Origin of the sequence: Corynebacterium sp. P4-C1, assembly GCF_030503595.1 — a bacterium.
In the GTDB taxonomy this organism is placed as follows: domain Bacteria; phylum Actinomycetota; class Actinomycetes; order Mycobacteriales; family Mycobacteriaceae; genus Corynebacterium.
In genome coordinates this window covers 2155996-2182299 of the sequence record NZ_CP129966.1, presented here as the reverse complement: position 1 = coordinate 2182299, position 26304 = coordinate 2155996, and the positions used below count along the sequence as shown (strand labels likewise).

22 protein-coding genes and 2 tRNA genes are annotated in these 26304 nt (G+C 64.9%); 13 read left to right on the top strand and 11 right to left on the bottom strand.

Translation table 11 applies throughout. From position 1 onward, the window contains the following. Positions 1–247: 247 nt before the first annotated feature. On the bottom strand, positions 248–1660 hold the full coding sequence (gene tig, locus QYR03_RS10360) for a trigger factor (protein ID WP_259851244.1): 1413 nt from the start codon (positions 1658–1660) through the stop codon (positions 248–250). A 71-nt stretch (positions 1661–1731) separates the two neighbouring features. Further along, positions 1732–1805 (bottom strand) — tRNA-Pro (locus tag QYR03_RS10355). Positions 1806–2023: 218 nt separating this feature from the next. Between QYR03_RS10355 and QYR03_RS10350 the strand changes: the two genes are divergently transcribed. Then, on the top strand, positions 2024–2611 hold the full coding sequence (locus QYR03_RS10350) for an META domain-containing protein (RefSeq protein ID WP_259851245.1): 588 nt from the start codon (positions 2024–2026) through the stop codon (positions 2609–2611). Between the two features lie 115 nt (positions 2612–2726). On the opposite strand, the gene QYR03_RS10345 is transcribed toward QYR03_RS10350, so the two are convergent. After that, positions 2727–2801 (bottom strand) — tRNA-Gly (locus QYR03_RS10345). A gap of 143 nt (positions 2802–2944) precedes the next feature. Between QYR03_RS10345 and QYR03_RS10340 the strand changes: the two genes are divergently transcribed. Continuing rightward, positions 2945–3781 carry a DUF1542 domain-containing protein gene (locus QYR03_RS10340; protein ID WP_259851246.1) on the top strand — a complete coding sequence of 279 codons (837 nt, stop codon included), beginning with the start codon at positions 2945–2947 and terminating at the stop codon, positions 3779–3781. On the opposite strand, the gene QYR03_RS10335 is transcribed toward QYR03_RS10340, so the two are convergent. After that, on the bottom strand, positions 3778–5277 hold the full coding sequence (locus tag QYR03_RS10335) for a metallophosphoesterase (protein WP_259851247.1): 1500 nt from the start codon (positions 5275–5277) through the stop codon (positions 3778–3780). The two genes, QYR03_RS10340 and QYR03_RS10335, sit on opposite strands and share 4 nt — an antisense overlap. 210 nt (positions 5278–5487) lie before the next feature. Between QYR03_RS10335 and QYR03_RS10330 the strand changes: the two genes are divergently transcribed. The 5 genes from QYR03_RS10330 to efeB all read left to right on the top strand — a co-directional run bounded on the left by QYR03_RS10330 (position 5488) and on the right by efeB (position 10959). Beyond that, positions 5488–6468, top strand: a complete 981-nt coding sequence (locus tag QYR03_RS10330; RefSeq protein WP_301712892.1) for a nitronate monooxygenase family protein — start codon at positions 5488–5490, stop codon at positions 6466–6468. 11 nt (positions 6469–6479) lie between these two features. Next, on the top strand, positions 6480–7262 hold the full coding sequence (locus tag QYR03_RS10325; RefSeq protein ID WP_301712893.1) for an enoyl-CoA hydratase-related protein: 783 nt from the start codon (positions 6480–6482) through the stop codon (positions 7260–7262). Between the two features lie 191 nt (positions 7263–7453). Continuing rightward, positions 7454–8434 carry an FTR1 family protein gene (locus tag QYR03_RS10320; RefSeq protein WP_301712894.1) on the top strand — a complete coding sequence of 327 codons (981 nt, stop codon included), beginning with the start codon at positions 7454–7456 and terminating at the stop codon, positions 8432–8434. Beyond that, the gene (gene efeO, locus QYR03_RS10315) at positions 8431–9693 is read left to right on the top strand and encodes an iron uptake system protein EfeO (protein WP_301712895.1); all 1263 of its coding nucleotides are present in this window, start codon (positions 8431–8433) and stop codon (positions 9691–9693) included. The genes QYR03_RS10320 and efeO overlap by 4 nt, the downstream gene beginning before the upstream one ends. Next, positions 9694–10959, top strand: a complete 1266-nt coding sequence (gene efeB / locus QYR03_RS10310) for an iron uptake transporter deferrochelatase/peroxidase subunit (protein ID WP_301712896.1) — start codon at positions 9694–9696, stop codon at positions 10957–10959. Positions 10960–10963: 4 nt separating this feature from the next. Here efeB and QYR03_RS11060 read toward each other — a convergent pair whose 3' ends face one another. From QYR03_RS11060 to QYR03_RS10290, 3 genes are read right to left on the bottom strand one after another with little or no spacing between them, the layout of a single operon-like run. Next, positions 10964–12790 (bottom strand): galactosyltransferase-related protein, encoded by a 1827-nt coding sequence (locus tag QYR03_RS11060; protein ID WP_367620399.1) that lies wholly within the window; start codon positions 12788–12790, stop codon positions 10964–10966. Next, positions 12787–13890, bottom strand: coding sequence for a glycosyltransferase family 4 protein (locus tag QYR03_RS10295; protein WP_301712897.1), 1104 nt, complete (start codon positions 13888–13890; stop codon positions 12787–12789). Before QYR03_RS10295 ends, QYR03_RS11060 begins: the two co-directional genes overlap by 4 nt. Further along, positions 13887–14798 (bottom strand): glycosyltransferase, encoded by a 912-nt coding sequence (locus QYR03_RS10290; RefSeq protein ID WP_301978623.1) that lies wholly within the window; start codon positions 14796–14798, stop codon positions 13887–13889. The genes QYR03_RS10295 and QYR03_RS10290 overlap by 4 nt, the downstream gene beginning before the upstream one ends. 205 nt (positions 14799–15003) lie before the next feature. Here QYR03_RS10290 and QYR03_RS10285 point away from each other — a divergent pair, with 205 nt between their 5' ends. From QYR03_RS10285 to QYR03_RS10270, 4 genes are read left to right on the top strand one after another with little or no spacing between them, the layout of a single operon-like run. After that, positions 15004–15852: a WcbI family polysaccharide biosynthesis putative acetyltransferase gene (locus QYR03_RS10285; RefSeq protein ID WP_301712899.1), complete on the top strand. Its 849-nt coding sequence runs from the start codon at positions 15004–15006 to the stop codon at positions 15850–15852. Continuing rightward, positions 15849–16799: a glycosyltransferase family 1 protein gene (locus QYR03_RS10280; RefSeq protein ID WP_301712900.1), complete on the top strand. Its 951-nt coding sequence runs from the start codon at positions 15849–15851 to the stop codon at positions 16797–16799. Before QYR03_RS10285 ends, QYR03_RS10280 begins: the two co-directional genes overlap by 4 nt. Continuing rightward, positions 16796–17980: a glycosyltransferase family 2 protein gene (locus tag QYR03_RS10275; protein WP_301978620.1), complete on the top strand. Its 1185-nt coding sequence runs from the start codon at positions 16796–16798 to the stop codon at positions 17978–17980. The genes QYR03_RS10280 and QYR03_RS10275 overlap by 4 nt, the downstream gene beginning before the upstream one ends. Before the next feature lie 18 nt (positions 17981–17998). After that, a complete protein-coding gene (locus QYR03_RS10270; protein WP_301712902.1) occupies positions 17999–19018 on the top strand; it encodes an acyl-CoA thioester hydrolase/BAAT C-terminal domain-containing protein in 1020 nt (339 codons plus the stop codon). On the opposite strand, the gene QYR03_RS10265 is transcribed toward QYR03_RS10270, so the two are convergent. Continuing rightward, positions 19019–19630, bottom strand: a complete 612-nt coding sequence (locus tag QYR03_RS10265) for a hypothetical protein (RefSeq protein WP_301712903.1) — start codon at positions 19628–19630, stop codon at positions 19019–19021. It abuts the gene before it with no gap. 146 nt (positions 19631–19776) lie between these two features. Here QYR03_RS10265 and QYR03_RS10260 point away from each other — a divergent pair. Further along, positions 19777–21005, top strand: a protein-coding gene (locus tag QYR03_RS10260) for an IS3 family transposase (RefSeq protein WP_301978463.1) whose coding sequence is annotated in 2 segments (ribosomal slippage) — positions 19777–20050 and positions 20050–21005 — 1230 coding nt in all. Because the reading frame shifts where the segments join, the coding sequence is not laid out codon by codon here. A gap of 418 nt (positions 21006–21423) precedes the next feature. Here the strand turns inward: QYR03_RS10260 and QYR03_RS10255 are convergent. Then, positions 21424–21912 carry a ribose-5-phosphate isomerase gene (locus tag QYR03_RS10255; RefSeq protein ID WP_301713525.1) on the bottom strand — a complete coding sequence of 163 codons (489 nt, stop codon included), beginning with the start codon at positions 21910–21912 and terminating at the stop codon, positions 21424–21426. A gap of 45 nt (positions 21913–21957) precedes the next feature. Continuing rightward, positions 21958–22572, bottom strand: a complete 615-nt coding sequence (locus tag QYR03_RS10250) for a DsbA family protein (protein WP_301713524.1) — start codon at positions 22570–22572, stop codon at positions 21958–21960. A gap of 50 nt (positions 22573–22622) precedes the next feature. On the opposite strand from QYR03_RS10250, the gene pepN reads away from it, so the two are divergent. Beyond that, positions 22623–25034, top strand: a complete 2412-nt coding sequence (gene pepN / locus QYR03_RS10245) for an aminopeptidase N (protein WP_301713523.1) — start codon at positions 22623–22625, stop codon at positions 25032–25034. Positions 25035–25043: 9 nt separating this feature from the next. Here the strand turns inward: pepN and QYR03_RS10240 are convergent, their stop codons facing one another. Beyond that, positions 25044–26240 (bottom strand): cystathionine gamma-synthase, encoded by a 1197-nt coding sequence (locus QYR03_RS10240; protein WP_259851263.1) that lies wholly within the window; start codon positions 26238–26240, stop codon positions 25044–25046. Positions 26241–26304 lie beyond the last annotated feature (64 nt).

Sequence of the window (26304 nt, the reverse complement as noted above, 5' to 3'; positions counted from 1 at the left end):
GGGCGGGGCTGTGTTCGCTGACAGCGTAGAGGTGCCGGCGCCGCGGGTCCGCGCCGGAATGCAAGGATGCCGGGATGCCGCGGAAGAGGCTGGGCCGGGATCGCCGCGCAGAACTCCCCCACAAAGTCCAAATACCTATTCCTCGATGCCTATTGTCAAGGTCGGCTCACTCGGCAGGAGCACGATCACCCAGTGAATAGGTATCGCGGAATAGGTATTTGGGGTGCGACGGGGTCAGCCCCGGGGCCTACTTGTCGGCTTCGTCGGCCTTCTGCTCCGTCTCAGCCTGTTCAGCGACTTCCTTGTCGGCGGCCTCCGCCTCAGCGATCTCTTCGTCGTCGATCTCGCCGAAGTAGTCGTCCGGGTCGATGGTGTTGCCCTCGTCGTCCTTGACGGAGGTGCGGGAGATCGCGGCGGCCAGAGCCTTGCCACGACGGACGTCAGCGAAAAGGTTGGCGACCTGGCCGGACTGCTGCAGCTGCATGATGAACTGGTTCGGGTCCATGCCGTAGGACTGCGCGGTGAACAGGATGTGGTCGGTCAGCTCCTGCTGGGAGACTTCCGGCTCTTCCTGGTCGGCGACTGCGTCGAGGAACAGCTGGGTGCGGACGGACTCTTCCGCCTGCTCGCGGGACTCCTTGTCGAACTCCTCGCGGGTCGTGCCCTGCGCCTCGAGCATCTGGGCGAAAGCGGCCTCGTCGTGAGCCATCTGGCCGAGGATCTGGTGCAGCTGGTTGTGGACCTGCTCGTCGACGACTGCGGCGGGCAGCTCGAACTCGGTCTGCTCGAGAGCGGCCTTCAGCACCTCGTCGCGGATGTCGGCGGCCTGCTGCGCCTTCTTGTTCTCCTCGAGCTGGGAGCGGGTGGACTCGCGCAGCTCCTCGACGGTGTCGAACTCGGATGCCATCTGGACGAACTCCTCGTCCAGCTCCGGCAGCTTGCGCTCCTTGGTCTGCACGACGGTGGCCTTGATGGTGGCCTCTTCACCCTTGTGCTCGCCAAACTGAATCTCGGAGGTGAACTCGGCTTCCTCGCCGGTCTTCAGGCCCTTGATGGCCTTGTCCAGACCCTCGATGAGGTCGTCGCGGCCGATCTCGTAGGAGATGCCCTCGGTGGAGGCTTCCTCGATCTTCTCGCCGTCGATGGATGCCTCGATGTCGATGACAGCGAAGTCGCCCTTCTTCATCTTGCGGCGGGTGTCCTTCAGCTCGCCGAAACGGGCGCGGAGGTTGTCTAGCTCCTCGTCGACAGCCTCGTCGTCGATCTTCAGGGCCGGGACCTCGACGGAGATCTTGGAGAAGTCCGGAACCGTGATCTCCGGGCGGACGTCCACCTCAGCGGTGAACTCGACAACGTCGTTGTCCTCGATCTTGGTGATGTCGATCTCCGGCTGGCCGATGACCTTCAGGTCGTTCTCCGTCACAGCGGCCTCGTAGCGGGTCGGAAGCATGTCGTTGACGACCTGCTCGAGGATGGGGCCGCGGCCGAAGCGGGCATCGATAAGCTGGCGGGGTGCCTTGCCGCGACGGAAACCCGGGATGTTGACCTGCTGGGCGATGGCCTTATACGCCTGGTCGATTTCCGGGCCGAGCTCGTCGAACGGAACGGTCACGGTCAGCTTCGCGCGAGTGTCGCTGAGCTTGTCCACGGAAGTCTTCACGGAAATTCTCTCCTGGCTAGATCTAGATTGCGGAATCGTTCAAAGTATTTCGGGGAGACTTCGTCTCCTTGTCGGGGCGACAGGATTTGAACCTGCGACCCCCTGCTCCCAAAGCAGGTGCGCTACCAAACTGCGCCACGCCCCGTTGGTCGGTGAAAACCGCCGGCTTGGCACCGGGCTGGCTCACGGGAGACGATTCTAGCGTGCTCCGGAAAACCCCCGAATCATAGGGGGCGGGAAGAGGGCCGTGAGCCTGGACTTCGACGCACGCGAACCTGGCGGGACGGTGGCCGGCACGTCATAACCTCATTGGTGTTGCTTCAAGTCCTTGATTCTGCGCGCAGCGCCCATACCGTTGAAAACATGACTTCCAAGACACGCGCAACCGTGAAGAACGTGAAGAAACTGACAGTCGCAACCGCCGCCGTCGCCCTCGCTGGTGGCGCACTCGGCACCGGCACCGCTGGCGCGCAGGAGCTCTCCTCAGCCTCCGGCATTCAAGGCCGCATCGCCCAGATGAGCTCCGCGATCCACGGCCCCGGGAAGGCTCAGGACTCCCAGCTGACCGTCGATCTGCCGCAGGGTGCCAATCACCTGGACCCAGTGAAGGCGACGGCCGCGCTCAACACCCCGCTGCAGGCGAAGAACAACAAGGACATCACCCTTGAGTTCAAGCCGGCCGGAAACGCCGACGGGACCCTGGCCTACAACGACGGCTGCAACGCCGGCAACGCCACGTACCACTTCGATTCCGCCGGCAACCTGCGCGTCGGGGACCTCGCCGAGACGCTGGCGCTTTGCGACGACGCCGCAACAGCCGACGCTGATGCACTGAAAACGATCCTTCAGGCCAACCCGGCGGTCTACCAGCTCGACGAAAACACTGTCGCTCTGGCCAGCCAGGGCAAGGCCATCGAATTCGTCAAGACGGAAGCCCCGAAAGAGAACTAAGCCGCGCCTCCGCGCCCCCGTACATCCCCGCCCCGGTTTCACCACCGGGGCATTTGCTGTGCACGTCCTTTGCATGAAAAAACCGGCTCCGCATGGACACGGAAACCGGCTCGAGTGGAGGGAATGACGGGAATCGAACCCGCGTCTTCAGCTTGGAAGGCTGAGGTATTAGCCACTATACGACATTCCCACGTGCGTAAACGTGTGTGAATACGCGCAGACAAGTGTATCCCACAGCACGGTCCACTCCAAAAAGACACCACGGAAGAATCTCGGAAGGAATGTTTGAGGCTCAGCTACCGTTGGGGAAAACAGTTACGGAAAGGATCGGACATGGGACTTCTCAGCTTGCTCGTCATCGCGGCGGTGGTCGGCGGTGCCGTGATCGCGGCGGTGGTCGGCGGTGCCGTGACGCTCATCGGCCGCACGCAAAACAACAGCCAGCGCGCGCAGGTCGAGGGAGCCAATTTCGAGGACGCGCTTGCCGACGCCCGACGGTGGGTCGACCGCCTCGGCCACCAAGTGCTCACCATTTCCGGCACCGACACCGCCTCCGAGCAAGCGATGGCCGACGCTTCCGAGCGCTACAACGCCGCCAATTCCGCCCTGACCCAGGCGCGGACGGTCCGCCAAGCGCAGCTGGCCCGCGAATCCGCCCTCGAGGGGATGTACTACGTCAACGCTGCCCGCGAGATCCTCGGTTTGGCGCCCGGCCCGCAACTGCCAGAGCTGGAAGCGCAGCGCCAGGCCGGCCGCGTGAGCGAACCCCGCAGCGCCGAATTCGACGGCGAGACTGTGCAGGCCTCCCCTTACGCCAGCTCGGCCACGCCGCACTACTACCCCGGCGGCGCTGTAGCCGGCCGCCCCGTCCCGGCCGGCTGGTACTCCACCGCTTGGTGGGCACCCGCCGCTATGACCGGCATGTGGGCGGCTAGCTCCATGATGTTCTACTCCACAATGTTCGCGGGCATGGCCACCGCAGCCAGCGCGGACAGCTTCGAGGCCGGCGGGTTCGACGGAACAGGTGCCGACGGAGCTGACGGTGCTGACTCTGGCGACATGGGCGACGCTGGCATGGACGCCGGAGAGATGGGAGGCACCGACGACGGCGGCGGCTTCTTCGATGGATTCGGAGACTTCGGCGGCGGCGGCTTCGACTTCGATTTTTAGTAGCCGATCACCAGCGCTCGGGAATCAAGCGGGCCGAGCATCGTCTCCGGGCTGAGCCCGAAAACAGTCCAGCGGGTACGCGCAGCCCAGCGCAGGGCTTCCTCCGAGGAATTCTGGCGGAAATTCACCGCCATGCCGTCTGCGAAGAAGCGGATCTGGGTCGCGCCGGTCGGCCAGTTCTTCGCGGCCGGGGTTTCGAGAAAGACAGTATTCTTCGCCGCGTCCGGGCGGTTCTTCCGACCGCGGTGAGTGTGACCGGTGAGGACGAGCTTGATGTTGTCCTGGGCGGCGATCATGCGCTGCAGCCTCATGATGTCGCGGTCGCGGAGGACGAAGGCGGGGCCGGCCGGATTCGACCACGCCGCCTGCCGCGTGGCGGGATGATGCAGCATGACGACGGTCGGTGTCACCCTGTCTTCGTCGAAAATGCCCTGAATCTGCTCGAATTGCTCCGGAGAGATCATCCCGCCGCTGGTGTCCAGCTTCGTCGAGTCAATCCCGACTACCCGGGCGATCAGACCGCCGTTCGCGCCGCGTACATCTTCAACCCAAGCGGTTTGGCGCGGCTCGAAGACGGCACCCCACCCGTCGGTGTGGGACTCGTCGTATGCGGGGGCATCGGCGTATTCGGGGCCGTCGGAAAGCTTGTGCGGGCGGTCGTGGTTACCGCGGGTGCAACGGACTTTCCCGTTGAAGCGGCCGAGCAGCTCCTTCGCGCGCTCAATCTCCCGCGGACGCGCCTCCGAGGTGACATCACCGTTGACGAACAGGTGGCTGGCCCCGACTTCATGGGCGGTGTCGATCACCGCGTCGAGGGAAACTTCCGGGTACGGGCGCTCCCCCGGCAGCGATCGAGCCGGGGGCGGGAAGTTGTTCTTCCAGATGCCGTCGCCGTTCTCCCCGATGTGTGTGTCGTTGGCAACGACGATGGTCCCCAGCAGCGGCCCGGTGAGCCGTGGAAGCGTGGTGAACAACCGCGTCTCTTCCTGTGCGCGGTTGTGGGTGGCAGCGGCTTCTGTGCCGTGGGATGTGGCCAGGTAGGCGTATGTCGTGTCCGGCTTGAGCCCCGTTGCGGTGAGCTGGTGGAAGTAACGGTCCGAGGGACTGGAGACAACGGTAGTGTCCGACGGATTGTCCACCGGCCATACGCGCAGCTCCCCCGCAGTAGGAAATCCTTGAGGTGCTTTGGCGGTGTCCGTTTGTGCATCCCACGTCAGCCAAGAGATCGTCACCGAGTCCTCAGTCACAGTGACCACCTGGACGTCGCCGACGAGAAAGCGCCCGCGCGAGTTGAAGCCGACATTGCCAGCGACGAGACCGGATTCCGAGGAGCCCACGGCACGACCGCCTGCTGGACCGAAGAGCTGGAGGGCAGACGAGCCCGACGAGCTGAGTCCTGGTCCCGTTTGCGCGAGCGCGTGAACGGGCGCGACCAGAGTGGCCCCCGCACCGAGGGCGAGAGCTTTGAGAACCGTGCGGCGGGACGTGGAAGACATACTGTGAAAAATATTCGAGGGAGCTGACAGGGAAGTTAATTCCACGTGGCCTTTCAGGGAATCCCCCGCCGGATTCATTCAGCGCACTGAACAACATCGCGTTACCTACGCAACATTTCCACCCAATGTGTAATGTGGCTCTCATTAGGCAGTCCGAACAATCACGTTGAAATCGACGTGGAGACAACGAGACCAAAAGGAGAGCCGACAATGGCAACGACGATTCAGACCCGTGTCAACGAGATGCTCGGTATCGAGCACCCGATCATCCAGGGCGGCATGCAGTGGGTCGGCACCGCCGATCTGGCATCCGCTGTCTCCAATGCGGGCGGCCTGGGTATCCTTACGGCGCTGACACAGCCGTCCCCGGAAGACCTGGGCAAGGAAATCGACCGGATGCGGGAGATGACGGACAAGCCGTTCGGCGTGAACCTGACCATCCTGCCGACGATCACGCCGCCGCCGTACGAGGAGTACCTGCGTGTGGCCGTCGAGAAGGGCGTCAAGATCGTCGAGACGGCGGGCGCGAACCCGGCACAGCTCGTGCCGATGCTGAAGGACGCGGGCGTGACCGTGATCCACAAGTGCACTTCCGTGCGCCACGCGCTGAGCGCGCAGCAGAAGGACGTGGACATCGTCAGCGTCGACGGCTTCGAATGCGCCGGCCACCCGGGCGAGGACGACATCCCGGGTCTCGTCCTCCTCCCGGCGGCGGCCGACAAGCTTGACATCCCGATCGTGGCGTCGGGCGGTTTCGCCGACGGCCGCGGCATGGCGGCGGCTCTCGCGCTCGGTGCCGAGGGCATCAACATGGGCACCCGCTTCCTGTGCACCGAGGAAGCGCCGGTCCACCACAATGTGAAGGAAGCGATCGTCTCCCGCTCCGAGCTGGACACCGAGCTCATCTTCCGCACCCTGGGCAACACCGCACGCGTGGCTTCGAACGAGGTCAGCCGCGAGGTGGTGGAGAAGCTCAACGCCGGCGCCGAGTTCCCCGAGGTGCGCGACCTGGTTTCCGGCCAGCGCGGGCGCACGGTCTACGAGAACGGCGACATCGACGCGGGCATCTGGTCCTGCGGCATCGTCCAGGGCATCATCAACGACATCCCGACCTGCGACGAGGTGGTCACCCGCATCGCGAATGAAGCGGCGGACATCATCACGGGCCGCCTCGCGGGCTTCGTCAAGTAAAGGCCGCTGCAATGTCGCGCGAGCTCAAGGGGAACATCACCTCGCTTATCGACGGCACCCTCGCCCTCGTCCGCATCTCCAACCCCGCCAAGCGCAACGCGCTGGAGCCGGACTCTTATTGGGCGATCGGCGATGCCGTTCAGGCGGCGAACGCCGATCCGGCGGTGCGCTGCATCATCGTCACCGGCGACGAGAAGTCTTTCTGCTCCGGCATGGACATCGAGGCGTTCACCGCCGAGAGCTCCACGGAAGCCGCCGCGCACTCACTGGGCGGCATCGAGCACATGATCGGCTCGATCACCCGCGCAGATGTGCCGGTGATCGCCGCCGCTGAGGGTGCCGTCGCCGGGGTTGGTGCATCGCTGGCCTGCGCGTGCGACCTCATCGTCGCGGCTGAATCGTCCTTCATCACCCTCCCCTTCGGGCGCATTGGACTCATGCCGGACGGCGGCGCGGTGGCCACCCTCGCCGCTTCAATCGGCCGCCACCGCACGATGCAGCTGGTCCTCTTGCAGGAGCGCATTCCGGCTGCCGACGCCGTGAATTTCGGCTTGTTCGCCGATGTCACCGACGACGGTGTCGCCCTCGACCACGCGAAGCAGTGGGCTGAGAGCTTCTCCACCTCACCGCGGGGCGCCATCGCCCAGACCAAGCGCGCTGTGAACCGGGTCGCGTTGCCCCAGTTGCCGGGCAGCCTGATCAACGAGGCGAGGTTCCAAACCGAACTGCTCCAAAGCCCCGGCCACGCCGAGGGCGTCGCCGCCTTCTTGGAGCGCCGCGCCCCGAAGTTCTGACCGGGGTTCTTTCCGGAGTTTCATCGGCACGCCCACCTCGCTTTTCCGCCCTTCCCGCACTGAAGCGGGGAGGGCGTTTTTCATCCGCAATGAGCGTTAGGTAAGGTTAACCTTGGCTAGTCAAGGTGACCCTAAGTTTCGCTGGTCACCGCATTCGGACAAGCCGTGTCACGCACAAGAAAGTTCCAGCCATGTTCATTGCAGCATTCCTGGTCGGCCTGCGCGAAGGCCTGGAAGCATCACTCATTGTCGGTATGCTGTTCGCTGCCATCGCACGTCGCGGAAACGACGGCGGGGCCGCAAAAGCGGGCCGCACCGTGTGGGTCGGTGTCGTCTCCGCCGCGGTGATCTGCACCGCGCTCGGCGCCCTGTTCACCTTCGGGCGTTACGGCCTGTCGTTCCGGGCGCAGGAAGCGATCGGCGGCATCATGTCGCTCATCGCCGTGGCCATGATCACCGGCATGATCGTCTCTTTGAGCAACGAGAACGGCAAGCTCCGCACCATGCTCGACGACAAGACCGGGGCAGCGCTCGCCAAAGGAACGCAAGCGCTGTTCTGGCTCGCGTTCGTGGCCGTCGCCAGGGAAGGAATCGAACTGACGCTGCTGCTTTGGGGGTGGACCACCACTCCGAGCGCGGTCGGGGGCGCTTTCCTCGGCATCGGCATCGCCGTCGTCATGGGCTGGCTGATCTACCGCGGCGCACTGAAGCTCGACCTGGGCACCTTCTTCACCTGGTCCAGTGCGCTGCTCATTGTCGTCGCGGCGGGCATTCTCGCCTACGCCGTCCACGACCTCCAAGAGGCGCAGTTCCTCCCCGGCCCGTTCTCCGGCGCCCCCATTGCCCCGACGCACCCGCGCACCGGCGAAGTGCTCACCGGATTCGATTCCTACCCGTTCTGGATGGCATCCTTCCCGTTCGGGTGGGCGTTCAATCTCGAGGACGTTGTCGATCCGGCCGGCATCACCGCCACGCTGCTCCAGGCGTTCACCGGATTCATGCCTCAAATGTCCTGGCTGCAGGTCATCGCCTGGTTCATCTACATCGCCGTCATCGTCCCCATCTTCATCAAGCACGTGAGGGCGGCGAAGCAGGGGCGCGTCGATAAGCGTGAAAGCGCAACGGACGCTGTCTCCGCACACGAAGAAAACGCACGAAAGGTCTCACTATGAAACGCTCCCCCGCCCTACTCGCCGCTGCCGCACTCACTCTGCCGCTCGCCGGGTGCGTGGAAAATAGCTCGGGCGACGCCCTCGACGTCCAGGCGAACGAGGATTCCTGCAAGGTGGCCACGGATTCCGTGGAGTCCGGAACCAACACATTCTCCATCACGAACGCCGGTGAACGCGTCACCGAATTCTATGTGCTCGCCGACGACGGGCTGCGCGTGATCGCCGAGCGCGAGAACATCGCACCAGGCTCCACCGCGGACCTCACCGTGCAGCTCGAGCCCGGCAGCTACTACACGGCCTGCAAGCCGGGTCTGCGCGGAGCGAACGTCGGCCAGAGCGAATTCACGGTGACGGGCGAGCCGATCCAGCACCCCGAGTCCGACGAGAAGCGCTTCAACGAGGCACGCGACAACTACGTCGCCTTTGTCCAGAATGAAGTCGAGGAGATGCTGCCCAAGGTCGAGGAATTCGCGGAAGCCTACGCAGCCGGCGACGACGAGAAAGCGAAAGAGCTCTATGCCACCACCCGCGTGCACTACGAGCGCATCGAGCCCGTCGCGGAGGCGCTCGGAGTGCTCGACCCGCGCATCGACTACCGCGAGGTGGACTACATCGCCGAGGCCGACGAGCTGGAAAAGGACGACCCGACGTTCACCGAGTGGCTCGGCTTCCACCGCATTGAGAAGGACCTGTGGCCGCCGGCTGAGGACGACAAGAACGCCGACGGCTCGCCCGCCCGCGAGGACTGGGAGCCGTCCGACCCCGCGAAGCGCCGCGAGATCGCGGACACGCTCATCGCCGACGTCGAGCAGCTGAACACCACCGTCAACGCCCCGAATTTCATCGAGGACCAGGACATCACCGTCGACTTCGTCTCCAACGGCGCGATGGAGCTGCTCGAGGAGGTGGCCACCACCAAGGTCACCGGCGAGGAGAACTGGTGGTCGCACAAGGACCTGTACGACTTCCAGGCCAACATCCAGGGCTCGCGCATCGCTTTCGACATGGTCAAGGGCATCGCCACCGAGCGCGGGGAGGAAGGCCAGAAGCTTGTCGACGAAATCGAGACCCGATTCAACGACATCCAGGAACTGCTCGACCAGTACGGCAGCCTCGAATCCGGTTTCGTCGACTACGACGAGGTCGATTCCGGCGAGCAGGCGGAGCTGACGCGTTCGCTCGACGCGCTGCGTGAACCGTTGTCCAACCTGACGGGCACCGTCCTCGGGCTCAACGTGGACGCGGAGGTGGAATCCTAAATGGGCAAGCTCAACCGGCGCAAATTCCTGGCCCTCGGCGGTGTCGGCGCCGCCGGTGCGGCTGCCGCCGCCTGCTCCAAGGACGGCTCTTCCGCCGGCGGCTCCGGCAGTTCTGGCGGCGACATCGACGGTGCCGCCCACGAGGAGATGATCATCGACTTCGCGGGCGACCACCAGGCCGGGATCATCAGTCCGATGCAGAACAACCTGCACTTCGCGGCCTTCGACATGGACGAAAAGGCGGACCGGGACGACCTGATCGACCTGCTCACCCGCTGGACCGAGGCGGCACGCCGACTCACTCTCGGCGGTGAAGTGAGCTCCAAGGGCGCGTTCGGCGGCGACGAGAACTTCCCGCAGGATGATTCCGGGGAGGCGTTCGACCTCGGCCCGTCCGCGCTGACCCTCACGTTCGGGTTCGGGCGCAGCCTGTTCCGCGACCAGTTCGGTCTGGCGGGCAAGCTGCCGGACGAGTTCACGGACATGCCCCCGATGACCAACGACTTCCTCAACCGCGAGCGGTCCGACGGCGACCTATGCATCCAGGCATGCGCCAACGACCCGCAGGTGGCCACCCACGCCATCCGCAACCTGACGCGGCTGGCGGTGCCGGATGCGGTGCTGCGCTGGTCCCAGATCGGCTTTGGCAAAGCAGCCGTGACCACCCGCGAAGCGACCACCCCGCGCAACCTCTTCGGCCAGAAGGACGGCACGGCGAATATCCGCGCTGAAGACACCGATGCACTCGACGAGCACGTGTGGATCCCGGCGGATTCCTCGCAGCCGTGGGCGGCGGGCGGGTCGTATATGACGGTCCGGCGCATCGCCATGAACATCGAGGTCTGGGACACCCTGCAGCTCCAAGAGCAGGAACGCGTCACCGGCCGCGACAAGGTCGAGGGTGCACCGCTGACCGGCACCGACGAATTCGACGAGCCAGATTTCACCGCCACGGATGAGCGCGGCCGGCCCGTCATCGACCACACCTCGCACCTCTTCAACGTCCACCCCGACCAGAACGGCGGCATCCGTATGCTGCGCCGCTCGTTCAATTTCGTCGACGGTTCCAATGACCAGGGGCGGCTGGACGCGGGTTTGTTCTTCATCGCCCACACGCGCACCGTCGACCGGTTCGCCACCGTGCATCAGTCGTTGTCGCGCGACGATATGTTCCTCGAATACCTGAAGACGACGAATACGGGCACGTATCTCATCCCGCCCGGCGTGGGCGAGACCGGCTTCGTCGGCGAGAAGATGTTCGCTTGAGGGCTTAGGGGGTGCGCTTAAAGGAGCCGTCGCTAAGCGCGATTGCTCCTGCCTCCTCGAAGGCGCGCAGCCACCCCTGCATGGGCCACGTGCCCCATTTGCCGTGGAAGACGGAGGCGTTGCGCAGGATGTCGTCGAGGTGCTCCCACGGCGGTGAAGAGACGGGGTGCCACTGGTGGTAGGCGTGCGCGCCACCGACCCACAACAGGTCGATGCCGTGTTCGCGCAGGTTCCAGGCGAAGTCCGTGTCTTCCCCGCCGTACCCCGTGAAGGCTTCGTCGAAACCGCCGAAGCTATCGACGATCGTCTGCCACGTCGCGGCCGTGCACGCGAACGATAAGGACCAGAAGAGGTTGTAATCCCCCGCGCGTTCGACCTCTCCCGCCGGGGGATTCGGGCGCGCTGGATGGGGGTCGGGACGCACCGTGCGCAGCTCCGACTCCCCCATGTACGTCACCGGCCCGGCGACCACCGCATTCGGGTGCTGCGCGAGCGCCTTCATGTACAGCGGGACAAGATCGCCGCCGGCGACGCAGTCGGCATCGAGGAAGACGATGACATCATTTCCGCGCGCGATCGCCTCGGCTGCCCCGCGGTTGCGTGCCCGGGCGAGGTTCGGGTGGCTGCTGCCGGCATTGGTGCTGGCACCGTCCTCCTCGCCGTCGACGGACACGACGTGGCTCTTCGGCACTGCTTTCACCAGGACGTCACGGTCGGCGAGCGCGACTGTGATGTGGTCAGTGCCCTCGGGCGCGAGATTGACCTGGTGGGTGAGGTGGCTGACGCGGTCAGCGTTGGCAAGCGTCACTATGGCTGCTTTTGCGTCCGAGGGGTCGTCTGCGACCGCGGCGACGACCTCGGCAGCCCGGCGCGCGGACCCTTCGGTCTCCCACCGCGACCAGTCCGTATCCAAGGCGCGGGCGGCGGCGAGCACCTCCGGCCATTCTTCCGGTGCCGGGAAGCGCTCGGGTACGACCGCCAAGCCTTCGCGTGCCAGCAGCTGGGCCGACGCCTTCTGCTCGATGAACGGCCGGGGCTGCGGCAGAATCACGGCCGGGGCGCCCAAGTGGGCGATATCCGCGATGGAGTTCTGGCCGCCCGCGGCGACCACGACGCCCGCGGAGGCGATCAGCTCCGTCGGGTCCTCCACGCGGTTCTCCCCGGTGAGGAACGTGAAGCGGTAATCGGGGCAGGCCTGCTCCACCGCCGCCCAGTCCCCCGGCTCCCACGTCGACCCTCCTTGGCCGGCCATGACAACGACGTGGTGCGGGTCGCGCTCTACATTGCTTTCCGCTCCGCTCACTGCGGCGGGCCGCTCGAGTCTGGTGATGCCGCCGACCAGGTGGAGGCGGTCCGAGTGCATGCGCATGTGTTCAGGCACCGGCACCCACGACGGCCACGCCGCGATGATGGCATCGGACTGGCGGTAGGCGAGCTGGTGGGGCATGTCATCGCGCAGCCCCGGCATCGCGAGCGTGATCACCGGAACACCCATGAGGCGCAGGAACATGCACATCTCCGCGGAGACGTCCACATAGAATGCTGCCGGGTCATTCTCCGCCACCCAGGACGCGACGGCGGCGAAACGCTCCCGCAACCCGCGGTTACCGTACGGGGCGTAGTGGAGTGTCCCGCCGGCGGTCATGGCGCGGCCGGAATGGCCGTGTCCAGCATCATCCGCGATGACGACGTCAGCGCCCGGCACAGTGGACAAGATGACCGCGTCCCATCCCATCTGACGCAGTTCGTGCTGGATTTTCCGGCAGCGCTGAATGTGCCCGCTGCCGTGATGGTGCGAGTAGATACCGATCACGTTCGTTCCCGTGCTCACCGCACGACCACCTCCCGGTAGAGATCAACGTAGCGCCTCGCAGTCTGAGTCAGGCTGTGGTTCTCCACCACCCACCTGCGAGCTGCGGCGCGGTCCGTGTGGAGCGCGCGGTGGATCGCGCCAGCGAGTGCCACGACGTCGTCGGGTTCGACGAGGACAGCCGGGGCATCCGCAAGCAGCTCACCCATGCCGCCGCGGTCAAAAGCCGCGACGGGCGTACCGCAGGACATCGCCTCGAAAGCGACCAGACCAAAGGGCTCTTCCCACCGGGGAGTGACCACGCAGACGGCGTGACGTCCGACGAGACGGCGGAGCTCCGCATGGGAGAGCTCGCCCACCCAGCGGATGAGTTGACCGTCCAACCGCGGGGCGATCTCCTCCTGGAAATACGCGTGGTCGCCTTTCCGGCCTGCAATGGTCAGCGGCAGGCCGAGCAGCCGGCAGGCATCCATGGCCAGGTGCAGCCCCTTCTCCGGGACAATCCGACCGAACCAGACGGCGCCGTCGCCACCCGGCCCCGCTGCCCAGCGCCTGACGTTGACGCCGTTGGGGATGACCTCGACCGGGGAGGGCATGTCCCAGCTGCGCGCGGTCGTGGTGCTCACCGCCACGAACCGCCCCGCCAGGTGACCAGCGGCGTCCACGACCTCCTGGATCTCCGGCAACTGCGGGGTGTGCAGCGTGGTCAGCATCGGCAACGGCTCGGGCGACGCCGCCGAGGGGAACATCGCCGGGCTGAGGCTGTTGTTGTGCACCACGTCGTACTGCTGCTCCACCAGGTGCTCACGCAGACGCAGAAACGCCTGTTCCTCGCGCTCTTTCTCCCCGGCCGGGTACCCGGTGTCGGTGGCGCGCTCGGGGCTGGACCCCCAGTCCACCCCGGGTAGCTCGAAGCCCTTCACGTTGCCGTCCGAACCTTTGGCCGCGAAGAAATCCACCTCGTGGCCCTCCTCGCGCAGGGCTTTGACCATTGTGTGGCAGAACGCCTCCAGGCCGCCGGCGTACGGCTCGCGGATGGGGTAGCGCGCGGGCGCGACAAAAGCGATCCGCAATTGAGGGGTGCTCTGCAGGTCGTCAGCGGCGGTCAGTGTGATCGTCATCGCGCGGCCCCCGCATCGAGAGCGGCCGCGTAGATTCCGGCGTGGATCTGCTTGATGTCCTGGAGTTGCGCCTCGCGGTCGCCGCGGTACGGCACCGGGCCGGCAGCGAGGAGCTCGGCCGTGGCCCGTCCCGCATCGGCGCCTTCGCCCGTGCGGTACACCGACACAGCCTCGGGCGTGTCCGCTTGGTCCGCGTAGCAGCCGCAATCAGGCACTGCGACGCTCACACCCAGGTCGCGGCACATTTCCAGCCAGCCAGAGTGCGTCCCCCGCACGTACGGCAGAATGCACACTCGGTGGGAGGCGACAGCGGAGTGCAGTTCATGGTCGTTCATGGGGGTGTGACGGACGGGGGTGATGCCGTCGATAAGCGAAAGCTCTTTGTGGAGCTGAAGGGTCGCATCGACATCGTGCATGTACACGGTGAGCGGAACACGCGCGGCGATTGCGCGGTAGAAGTCCGCGTCCGCGACGGCGTTGGCTCGCAGCGATTTAAGGAATATCGCGGCATCCGCTTCCGCTTCCACATCGGGCGGTTGCTTGACCACGGCCGGGTGCCCCACCACCGCCACATCCTCCCGCCCGTAGCGTTGCGCGATGGTGGCCGCCGCGGACTCGGTGAGCGTGACCACCTGCTTGGCCGCGCGGACGAGCACCCCCACATTCGAGCGGTGGCGTTCCTGGTCAGTCGGATCCGACAAGTGCGGGTTGTCCAGATCGTGCACTGTGACGACAAGCGGCACCGGCAGCGCATCCACCAGCTCTTGGAGCTGCTCCGGGGTGCGGTGCTCGTACCCGAAGTGGATGTGCACCAGGTCCACATCGCGCGGCGTGTCCCACCACTCGGCTTCTAGCGCAGGGTGCGGCCACCAGTTGCCGTCGATGTCGGGGTCGGGGTGAAAGCTCACTCCTTCAGGCTGAATCGCCTGCGGGTAGACATGTTCCGCAGGGATCGAGAGAACTTTCATTCCACCGCCCTTCACGTCCTGCTCGCAATAATTGGGACCGGCCCAGGTGGGTCGGCCCGTTTTACGTTCCTAATATAAACGCTCGCGCACCTATCGGCACAGTGCCCGAGATTCTCTGCTGTTTGCGCAGCTATATTGGGGGACCATGCCGTTTCTCACTGTCGTCGGTAATTGCCAGGCCGAGTCCCTGCGCCGTCTCATCTCATCCGCCGGGGACGTCGAGTCCACCCGCATCGCCCCTGTTCACGAGCTCGAACCGGAGGACATGGAATGGTTCGCCGACATGCTCGCACGCACCGACATCCTGGTCACCCAGCCGATCCGCGACGACTACCGCGGTCTGCCCGTGGGCACCTCGCAGACGCTGGCGCAGCTGCCCCGCAGCGCGCGCCACGTGATCGTGCCTGTCCTGCGTTACGACGGCCTCATGCCCTACCAGGCCATCATCCGCGACCCGGCGGACTCCTCTCAGGACCCGCCGGTGATCCCGTACCACGACCTACGCATCCTGGCCGCCGCCGCACGCGGGTTGGATGAGCCTGTCTCCCACCGCCCCGCCGCCGAAGCGTACCGTCGCGCGGCGGACATGTCCGTGGAGCAGCTCCGCTCCCGCGAGCAGCGCCACGGCTCAGTGCTGATCTCCGACTACCTGGAGACCGCCCCTGTCTGGCACACCGTGAACCACCCCGATAACGCGACACTCGCGGTCGTGGCTTCCCGCGCCCGTGAAGCTCTCGGCTTGGGCGGTGACATCGAGCTGCCGGACTACGAGATGCTCGGCGAGCTCGACGCACCTATCGACGCCCACGCAGCCTCCGCCCTCGGCACCTCCGTTCCTGACCGCGACACCTGGACCCGCCGCGGCGGCGGGGAGATCCCCTGGGACGAGATTGTCGCCGCCCAGCTGGAGCACTACCGCGCACGGCCCGAACTGGTCGCCCACGGTCTCGAGCGCCACGCCGAGCGCATCGCCGCACTGGAGCTTCTTTCATGAGCCAGCCCACCCACCTCGTTGTCGGGCCCGACGGGCACGGGGTAACGGAGTACGCACTCGCCCTCGCTGCGGTGGCGGATGCCCCCGTAATCCGGGACGAAGAGTTCAGCAGTGCGCCGCTTCCGGCCGGCTGCATCCACACCACGTTCACCGACCACCTCTTCGGCCCCAGCCCCGACGAGGCGGTGGGCTCCCTCCTCACCCGTGTGGGTGGGCGCGCTTTAAGCGTCAGCTTCCACGACATTCCCCAACCGGAGGAGGGCGAGGAGCGTTTCGCCCGGCGCGCACCTGCTTACCTGCGCCTGGCGCAGGCGTGCCTCGACTCCGGCGGTGTAGCCGTGACCAACTCGGACCACGAGGCCCACTTCTTCCGCTCCCGCGGTGTGGACGTCTCCGTAGTGCGCCTGCCCATTCCCCGCATCGACTCCTCGTTCGCGCCCGAGCCGGGCACCGTAGGTGTGCTCGGCTTCCTCTACCCCGGTAAGGGCTACGAGACCCTCATCGACGACCTCGCAGGCACCGATTACCGCCTGCGGTTCTTGGGCTCCGTGTCATCAGGCCACGAGAACTGGGCCGAAGGCCTTCTCCGGCGCGCCGCCGATGCGGGACTCGACGCGGAGATCACCGGCTGGCTGACCGACGATGAACTCGCCGCCGAAATGGGCTGCATCGCGGTGCCAGTGTGCGCCCACAAGCACTTCTCGGCCTCCGGCTCGTTGATGACGTGGCTGGGGGCCGGCCGGCACGTGCTGGCCACCGATTCGGACTACACCCGTGAAATCGACGCGTGGCTGCCAGGGCGCATCACCCTCGTCGACCCGGCCGCGACCGGTGGGTGGCGGGCAGCCGTCGACGCTTTCTCGGAACCCGGCCCCGCCGATCCTCCGTCGTGGACGTGGGACGACGTCGCCGCGCAGTGGCAGACGCTTTGGAAGAGCCGCGCATGATCAGCGTCGTCATCCCGCACTACAACGCCCCCGAGTCCCTCGACCGGGTCGTGGAGGCCGTCCGCGCGCAGGACGTGACCGAGGAGGTGGAAATCATCGTCGCCGACGACGGGTCCGACCACGTCCCCCACGTGCCCGGCGCGACGGTGGTCACCCAAGACGACCTTGGCTTCCGCGCCGCGGCCGCGCGCAACCTCGGCGCGTCCCACGCCCGCGGCGAGATTCTCGCCTTCCTCGACGGCGACACCGTCCCCGAACCCGGGTACCTCGCCGCCGCCGCGCGCCACGTTGCGGCCGACCCGCGCGCCGTGGTCGTGGGCACCCGGCTGACAGGACCGTCACGCACCGAGCCCCAATGGCTTATCGATGCCTGGTCCACCACCCACCACCTCTCCGCCCCCGACGACACCTCCTGGCGCTTCATCATCTCCTCCGTGCTCACCTGCTCGAGGGACTTCTTTGAGCGCATCGGCGGTTTCGACGGCACGTTTGTCGGCTACGGCGGCGAGGACTGGGAATTCGGGTTCCGCGCCTGGAATCACGGCGCGACGTTCATCCACGAGCCACACGCTATTGCCGTCCACGACGAGGACGACTTCGGGGAGCGCTTCCCCGATGCCGCGGACGAAGCCCGGGTAAAGAATGTCGAAACCACCGCCCTCGCCCACCGCATCACGCATCCCATCGCCCGCCCGTCCGGCGTCCGCTTTGGCACCACGGATCTCAGCGTGTACCTCGCCCACCACCCCGAATTCGACAGCCCCGGTGTCCTCGAGCTGGTGGTCAGCTCCTGGCTCGCCCTCGACGCCACCATTTATCTCAACTCCGCCCTGGACATCCCCGATCTCTTCCGGGCAGATCCCCGCGTGCGCCTCTATCCCGCCACCGGCTACAGCTCCATCTCAGACCACCGCATCTCGGTCGATGTCGACGGCGCCTTCGTCCTCGACAGCGCCGAGCGGTTCCACCGCTTGCTCCGCGAGACGAAAGACGGTTTATTCGTCCAGCTCTCCCCCTCACATTCCTCGACTTCCCCGACGCTGACTATCCGCTCGCACCGCTCCCGTGTTCTGCGGACGCGCCCGAGCGAGCTGAACACATCCGGTGACGCTCTCGCCGAGTTCGGCCTTTCGCTCGTTGACGGACCGCTCCGCCTCGAACGCCACTTCGCCGGCTGGTGAAAGTGCGATAGTGAAAGTATGAAAGCACTACGCGCCATCGGGAAAGTTATGCTCGGGCTACTAGCTGCCATTCTCGTACTGGTGCTCGTGGTTGTCGGGCTGCGCGCTTATAACGGGCAGAAATACCCGATCACGGACGCGTCGAAAAGCGGAATGAGCTCGGACAAAACCTCCTACCCCACCTCCGAACTCGTCACCGCCATCGAGGGAGAGTACCTGAACGGCTTCCACTTCCGCCCGGAGAAAAAGAAGCACCGCGGAGTTGTCGTGGTCTACGGCGGATCGGAAGGATCGCCGGACTACGAGCGCGCATCGTCGCTTGCCGACGACGGCTACGAAGTCCTGAGCCTGTTTTTCTTCGGCCAACCCAAACAGGCCCCGGCTCTCGCCAATGTTCCGCTGGACCAATTCGACGAAGTCATTGACTACATCAATGACAATGCCGACGGCGACGGCCCCGTCACAGTGATCGGCACCTCCAAAGGCGCGGAATTCGCGGAATTGCTCGCAGCACACGGCTACCCGGTGGACAACATCGTCGCCTTCGCCCCTGCGGATCATTCCTACAGCGGCCTGGACTTCTCCACCGGCACCGACCAGCCGTCCTTCACCGACCGTGGTGAAGAGGTTGGGTATGCGTCGTTCAGGGAGGCGTCGATAAGCGCTGGCGCGAAACTCGCATGGGATATGGCGACGGGCTACCCGGTCTCCTACCGCGCGACGTACGAATCAACCGCGGCGAATGCCGGCGATGATGCGCGCATCGATCTAAGCTACTTCGGTGGAAACGTGCTGCTCTTCGGCGGCGAGGACGACCAGATGTGGCAGTCCGCCGATGCCGCGCATGCGCTGGCGGAGCAGGGCGGGAATATTGAGGCGCACGTGTACCCGGACGCGGGGCACGCGTTCTTCCCTAATGCCGATGATGTCCCGAACGGATGGCAGATCATGTTCGGCGGAACCGCCGACGGCAACCGCGCCGCCCACGACGACGCGGAACAGATCCTGCGCGAGCGGCTCGCGCAGTGGCATTCCTGATCACGCGGCTTTGGGGTGGGCGCGGAGAAGGCGACGGATATCGCTGACAAGCTTGCCCGCCATCACATCGCGCCAACCTGCCCGAATGACGGTGAGCCCCAGACTTTGAAGCTGCTTCTGGCGCTCCAACTCGGCGAGCATCACATCGGTAGGCGCTCCATACGTCCCGTCGTACTTCAGGCGGCCGTCGAACTCCACGACGAGCCACCCGTTGATGAGCGCGTCCACCACTGCTGCGCGGTACTCGCCGAACGCTCCGGCGTATTCGAACCGAACCTGGAACTGAATGGAATGCACCTCTGGAATTTCCGCCTGTAGCACCGCGTCGCGGCCAATCGTCTCCAGGGGGCTTTGCGACGTCCCCGCACTCCACCCCACCAATTCCTCAAACCCCCGAATCCCGTTCGCCCTGGGCAACATGCTTTGGACCGCATCCAGCAACGCTTCCTGGGAAATGCGCTGGTGGAAACGCACATGCTCCAAGGGCACCAGCGCTTCGAGTCTGCCGTAGTAGCGGTAGATGTCGAACAGCACTTGAATCGGATGGACAGTTGCAACGCCATTGCGCTCCTGGACGAGGTCAGACCTCAACTGCCCACTGCGATAGATCACCCGCGGGTCCTTCGGTTGCTTCCCCGACTTGGCCCCCGACAAATACCTCAGATCCACCGCCTCCACCCACCCCAGGGTGGGAAGCCCCAGTGCCACTGAAGTGTCCTGGGTTTAGTTCCGATCATTTCTAGAGAAGGATTGGAATCATGCCAAGGAAGTACAGTGACGAGTTCAAGGCCAAGGCAGTGCGTTTGGCTGAGGACCTCGTTGAGCTCGAAGGGTGTTCGAAATGGGGTGCAGCCGTAGAGATCGGTGAAAAGCTCGGCATTCCAGCGCACACGCTCAACGATTGGCTGAAGCCGAATATGGTCTCATCCGATGTTGAGATTGGCGCCGGCGAGTCAACGGCTGACGAACTGAAGCGGCTGCGGAAAGAGATTAAGGAGCTACGCAGGGCTAATGAGATCTTGAAAACCGCGTCAGCTTTTTTCGCGGCGGAACTCGACCGTCCCACCAGAAGATGATCGAATACATCGATGCGTATCGCGATCGCTTCGGGGTCGAGGCTATCTGTCGCACATTGAAAGAGACAGAATGTGGGTTCATCACCTCTCGCGGTTACCGAGCAGCGAAAACACGAGCACCGTCGGCGAGAAGTTTGTCAGATGCGCTGCTTATTCCTGAATTGGTGAGGGTCTACGAGGACAACTTCAGCGTCTACGGGATCCGCAAGATGTGGAAGGCCATGCAGCGCGCCGGCTGGAACATCGGTCGTGATCAGACCGCGCGTTTGATGAAGCAAGCTGGCATTTACGGCCGCAGGCGTGGCCGCACACCGATGACAACGCTTCGGGCCAACGTGCCAGATTGCCGCCCTGACCTGGTCAACCGTGATTTCACTGCCCCCGCACCGCACCGGTTGTGGGTCGCTGACATTACCTATGTACGCACCTTGTCTGGTTTTGCCTACACCGCGTTTATCACCGATGTGTACTCCAGAAAGATCGTCGGTGTCGCGACCCGGGCGAGCATGCGTACCGATGAACTGCCGCTGGAGGCCTTTGAGCACGCCCTGTATCACGCTGGTGATCTTCGCTCAGAAGGGCTTGTCCACCACAGTGACCGCGGCTCGCAGTATGTGTCGATCCGTTACGGTGAAGCGCTCGCCCAGGCCGGTATCGATCCGTCTGTCGGCACCGTTGGCGACTCCTATGACAACGCGTTGGCTGAAACGGTCAACGGGCTCTACAAAACAGAGCTGATTTATCCCCACCGGCCGTGGGCATCGGTCGGTGAAGTCGAGATTGCCACCCTTCGCTGGGTGCACTGGTGGAACAACCAGCGACTTCATCAATCCCTAGGATATATCACTCCACAGGAGATGGAGGACGCTTACTATCAACGATCAGGCGCTCAAACGTTGGGCGTTAAATAAGCGGAACGAAAACCAGGACGCTTCACACCGCGGCGGCAGGCCCCGTGACTGCCGCTCGAGGAAAAGCAGCTGCGATCTCCCGGATCTCCTGCAGGCTCAGCCCCTGCTGTTTGCTGTGTTTCCCCCTCACGCGTGCCAATGATTCCTCTACGGGGGAGGTTGTGTGAGGAAACAGTGTCCACTTGAGTGAACATTTCCGTCTCCCCATTGGTGCAGTTAGTCCCGTTGCAGTGTGACGCCACATCAGTCACAGCCGACCTGGCCTTTTGTGGAGGCTATTTCGGACGGGACTAACCGCGCTGAGCACAACGGGACTAACTCAAACTCAGCGCCCACTGAAAACCCCTGAAAACCCCTGAAAACCCCTGAAAACCCCGAAACCCGCTCCGAAGAGCGGGTCAGGCTAAGAATCAGGGAACTACAGCGTCTTCGGTGCCGGGATCGCCTCGGTCTCGCCGGTCTCCTCGTAGCGGGCGAGGATGTCGATGCGGCGCTGGTGGCGCTCCTCCACCTGGTGGTCCGGAGTGATGCCGACGAAAGCGTCGACGATAGCCAGGGCCTCCTCGAGCGAGTGCATGCGACCACCGATGCCAATGAGCTGGGCGTTATTGTGCTCGCGCGCCAGCTGCGCGGTCTCCACCGACCACGCGAGAGCGCAGCGGGCACCCTTCACCTTGTTCGCGGCGATCTGCTCGCCGTTGCCGGAGCCGCCCAGGACGATGCCCAGCGAGGACGGGTCGGCGACGGTCTTCTCGGCGGCGGCGATGCAGAACGCCGGGTAATCGTCCGCGGCGTCGTACTCGTGCGCGCCGCAGTCGATCACCTCGTGGCCGGCGGCCTTCAGGTGCTCGGCGATCTCATTCTTCCGCTCGAATCCGGCGTGGTCAGCTCCAAGGTAAATACGCATGCCCCGATCCTACGAGAAGATCGGGGCTCGGGTAGCTGCAGGTGTTTAGACCTGCGGTGCCTCGGTGCGGGAGCGCTTGAGCTCGAAGAAGTACGGGAAGTCCGCCAGGCCCACAGCGTGGTCGAAGAGCTTGCCGGCCTCCTCGCCTTCCGGCACGCGGGTGATCACGGGGCCGAAGAAGGCGGTGTCGCCCAGCTTGATCACAGGTGTGCCCACTTCATCGCCGACGGCATCCATAGCGCCCTGGTGGTAGCCGCGCAGCTTCTCGTCGTACTCCTCGGTGTTGGCCACGTCGGCGAAGGAGGCGTCGAGCCCGACCTCGTCGAGAGCCTTCGCGATGATCTCGTCGTACGCGCCGTAGCCCTTCTTGCCGCCTTCGCCGCCGGGGTGCACGAGGGTGCCCATGGCGGTGTACAGCTCGTCGACCTTCTCCGGCGCCTCAGCTTTGACCTTCGCGAACACGCGCGCCGGCCCCCAGTTCGCCTCCATCGCCTTTGCGTAATCGGCCGGGATGTCCGCACCGTCGTTGAGCACGGACAACGACATGGGGATCCACTCGATGTTCACGTCGCGGACTTTCTCCACTTCCTTCATCCAACGGGACGTCTGCCAGCAGAACGGGCATGCCACGTCGAACCAGAAAGTCACTTGCTCAGTCATAATCCACTCCTCTAAAAATCGGTGATGCCCACAACGGTACGTTGGTTTGCATGAAGACGAATTTGCTGCGATCCGATGCCCAACGTCGCGCCGAGTTGATCAGCGGGGTGCACTACAGCATCGCGCTGGACATCACCGGCACGGACACCTTCACCGCCCGCACGACGGTGACATTTGAATCAAAAGAGGGAGAGACGTTTTTCGATCTCGTCGCGGACAACTTCGAGGCAACGCTCGACGGCACGCTTATCGACGGCCGCTCCCTCCCCCTCTCCCCCGGCCCCCACGAGCTGGTGGTCGACTCCACCCACTCGTATTCCCGCACAGGCGAGGGCCTGCACAAATTCACCGATCCAGCTGACGGCAAGGATTACCTGTACACGCAGTTCGAGCCGGCGATGGCGATGCGCACGTTCGCGTGCTTCGACCAGCCCGACCTCAAAGCGACGTACGAGATTTCGGTGACCGCGCCGGAGCGCTATGTCGTGGTGCTCAACGAGGCTGTGGAACGCACCGGCAACGGCGACGGCACTGCCACCACCAGCACGACGATCGATTATCCGCTGTCGACGTATCTCATTTGCGTGTGCGCCGGCGAATTTGAGCGCGTCACCGACACGTACACGTGCACTGACAACGGCGAGGAGCGGACGATCGAGCTGGGTCTGTACGCCCGCGCGAGCCTTATTCCGCACATGGACTCGGAGCGCCTGTTCGAGCAGACGAAGAACGGCTTCGACTTTTACCACGAGAAATTCGGCCGCACCTACCCGTTCGGCGACAAATACGACCAGATCTTCTGCCCCGAATACAACATGGGCGCGATGGAGCACGTCGGTGCGGTGACCTACCGCGACGAGTACGTGTTCACGTCCGAGCCGACCCCCTACCGCCTCGAACGCCGCAACGACACCATCCTCCACGAGATGGCCCACATGTGGTTCGGCGACTTGGTCACCATGAAGTGGTGGGACGATCTGTGGCTCAACGAGTCGTTCGCCACCTGGTCCGCGGCCACAGCCCAGGTCGGCATCGGTGAGTACCCGGAGGCGTGGACCACCTTCGCCTCGGTGGAGAAGGCGTGGGCATATAACCAGGACCAGCTCCCGTCGACGCACCCGATCGCCGCCGACGCACCGGACATCGAAACTGCCGAGCAGAACTTCGACGGCATCACCTACGCCAAGGGCGCCAGCGTGCTCAAGCAGCTCCAGGCGTACGTCGGCTACGAGGAATTCTTCGCCGGGGTGCGCACGCACTTTGACAACCACGCCTACTCCAATGCCGAGTTCGCCGATTTGCTCGCAGCACTCGAGGAGGCGTCGGGGCGCGATTTGTCGGATTGGGCGCAGCAGTGGCTGCGCACTACGGGTGTGTCCCGCCTGCGCCCGGATATCTCCGCGGATAGCTTCGCTGTTGTCCAGGAGTCGGGTGTCTTGCGCACGCACCGCGTCCGTATCGGGCTGTACTCGCTTATCGACGGCTCCGTCACCCGCGTCAAGCAGGTCGAACTGGATATCTCAGGGGAGCGCACCGAAATTCCGGAGCTGGCGGGCGTGGAGCACGACCTCGCCCTGGTCAACGACGACGACCTCACCTACTGCCTCATGGGCTTGTCGGAGGAGCACCAGCAGTTCGCGCTGGAGCACCTCGGCGACATCGAGGACTCCCTCGCCCGCACGCTCGTGTGGTCGTCGCTGTGGGAGTCGGTGCGCGACGGTTTCCTGCCCGCGCGCCAATTCGTGCGTCTAGTGGCCCGCTTCGCCGGCCAGGAGACCCACCCGAGTGTGCAGGAACGCCTCCTCGCTCAAGCCACGCAGGCAGTCAAGCAATATGTCGCCGACGACTGGCGTGCGGAAGGCATGCAGCTGCTCAACTCCGCATTCCGCGGGGCCGAACCGGCGGTCGTCTTCGACCGCGCCCTGGCCCGCCTCACGCCGGAGAAGGAGACGGTGGACCACTTCACCACGCTGCTCGAGTCCTCCGATAACCAGGAAACGCGCTGGTTGGCGTTGACCTCGCTCATCGCCGCCGGAGAGCTGCCGGTTTCGGCCGCCGATGACGAGAAGGATCCTTCCTCCGAGGGGGCGGTGTCGCGGTTGAGGGCGCGGGCGAGCGTCGATAAGCGGTGGGCGTGGGACAAGCTGGTCAGCGAGGATCTCACGAATCTCGAGTCCCGCTACCTGATGGACGGGCTGACCTTCACCCGTGAGGGGCTCGAAGGCCTGACCGACGAGTATTTCCGCGTCGCACCTCAGCTGTGGGACCGTCTGACCAACGAGATGGCGCAGCGGACGCTCGAGGGGATGTACCCGCTGTGGGATGTGTCCGAAACCGCGATCGCGAAGGCGGACGAATTCTGCGCTGGCGACATGCCGGCCGGGCTGCGCCGCATCATCTCCGAGGGGCAGGACCGCACGGCCCGCGCGCTGCGCAACCGCACGGTGGATGCGCAGAGCTAGAACCGGGGCTTAAAGCTTCGCGAGCGCCTGGTCGAGGTCGGCGATGAGGTCGGCTTCGTCCTCGATGCCGACGGAGATGCGCACGAGCGTCGGCGGCACCTCGAGAGCGGAACCGGCGACGGAGACGTGCGTCATGGTGGCCGGGTGCTCGAGGAGGCTCTCCACGCCGCCGAGGGACTCGGCCAGGCAGAACAGCTTGGTGGAGCGGCAGAACGTGATCGCCTGCTCTGCGGTGTTGAAGGCCACAGAGACCATGCCGCCGAAGCGGCGCATCTGGCGGGCGGCGGTCTCGTGGCCCGGGTGGTCTTTAAGGCCCGGGTAGTACACGCAGTCGACCTTGTCGGAGGCGGCCAGGTGCTTGGCCACGGCTTCTGCATTGTCGCAGTGCCTGTCCATGCGCACGCCCAGCGTCTTCAGGCCGCGTGCGGTGAGGTAGGTGTCGAAGGGCGACGGGATCGCGCCGACCCAGCCGAAGAAGAAGCGCAGCTGGTCCTCGAAATCGTTCAGCGCGTCGAAGCTGGCGGCGGTCACACCGGTCACGCCCTTGGATTCGGTGTCCGCCGGGCGGCGGGCGCACACGACACCGCCGACGACGTCCGAGTGGCCGCCGATGTACTTGGTGGTCGAGTGCAGGACCACGTCGGCGCCGAGCTCGAGCGGCTGCTGCAGGTACGGGGAGGCGAAAGTGTTGTCCACGACGAGGGTGGCGTCACCTTTGACTGCGGACAGGGCGCCGATGTCGGCGATGGACAGCAGCGGGTTCGTCGGGGTCTCCACCCAGACGACCTTGGTATTGGGCTGGATCGCGGCGGCGACCTCGTCGACGTCGGTGATGTCCACTGGGGTGTTCTCGATGCCCCAATGGCTGAAAATCTGCTGGATGAGGCGGTAGGTTCCGCCGTAGGCGTCGTTTCCGATGACGATGTGGTCGCCCGGCTTGAGCAGGATGCGCAGCACCGAGTCCACGGCGGCCATGCCGGAGGAGTAGGCGACACAGTAGTCGGCCTTCTCGAGCGCGGCGACGGCCTTCTCCAGCGCAGTGATCGTGGGGTTGCCCACGCGGGTGTATTCGTAACCGTTGCGGGTCACGGCCAGGTCGTCCTGCGCGAAGGTGGTCGACGCGTAGATCGGGGTGTTGATCGATCCGTAGAGGGAATCGGGCTCGTACCCAGCGTGAATGGAATCGGTGTTGAATCCGGCAGACATCACAATCCTTTCTGATCCTCATAGGCACAATAGACCAAGCGGTCCATTTCTTTCAGACGGTCAC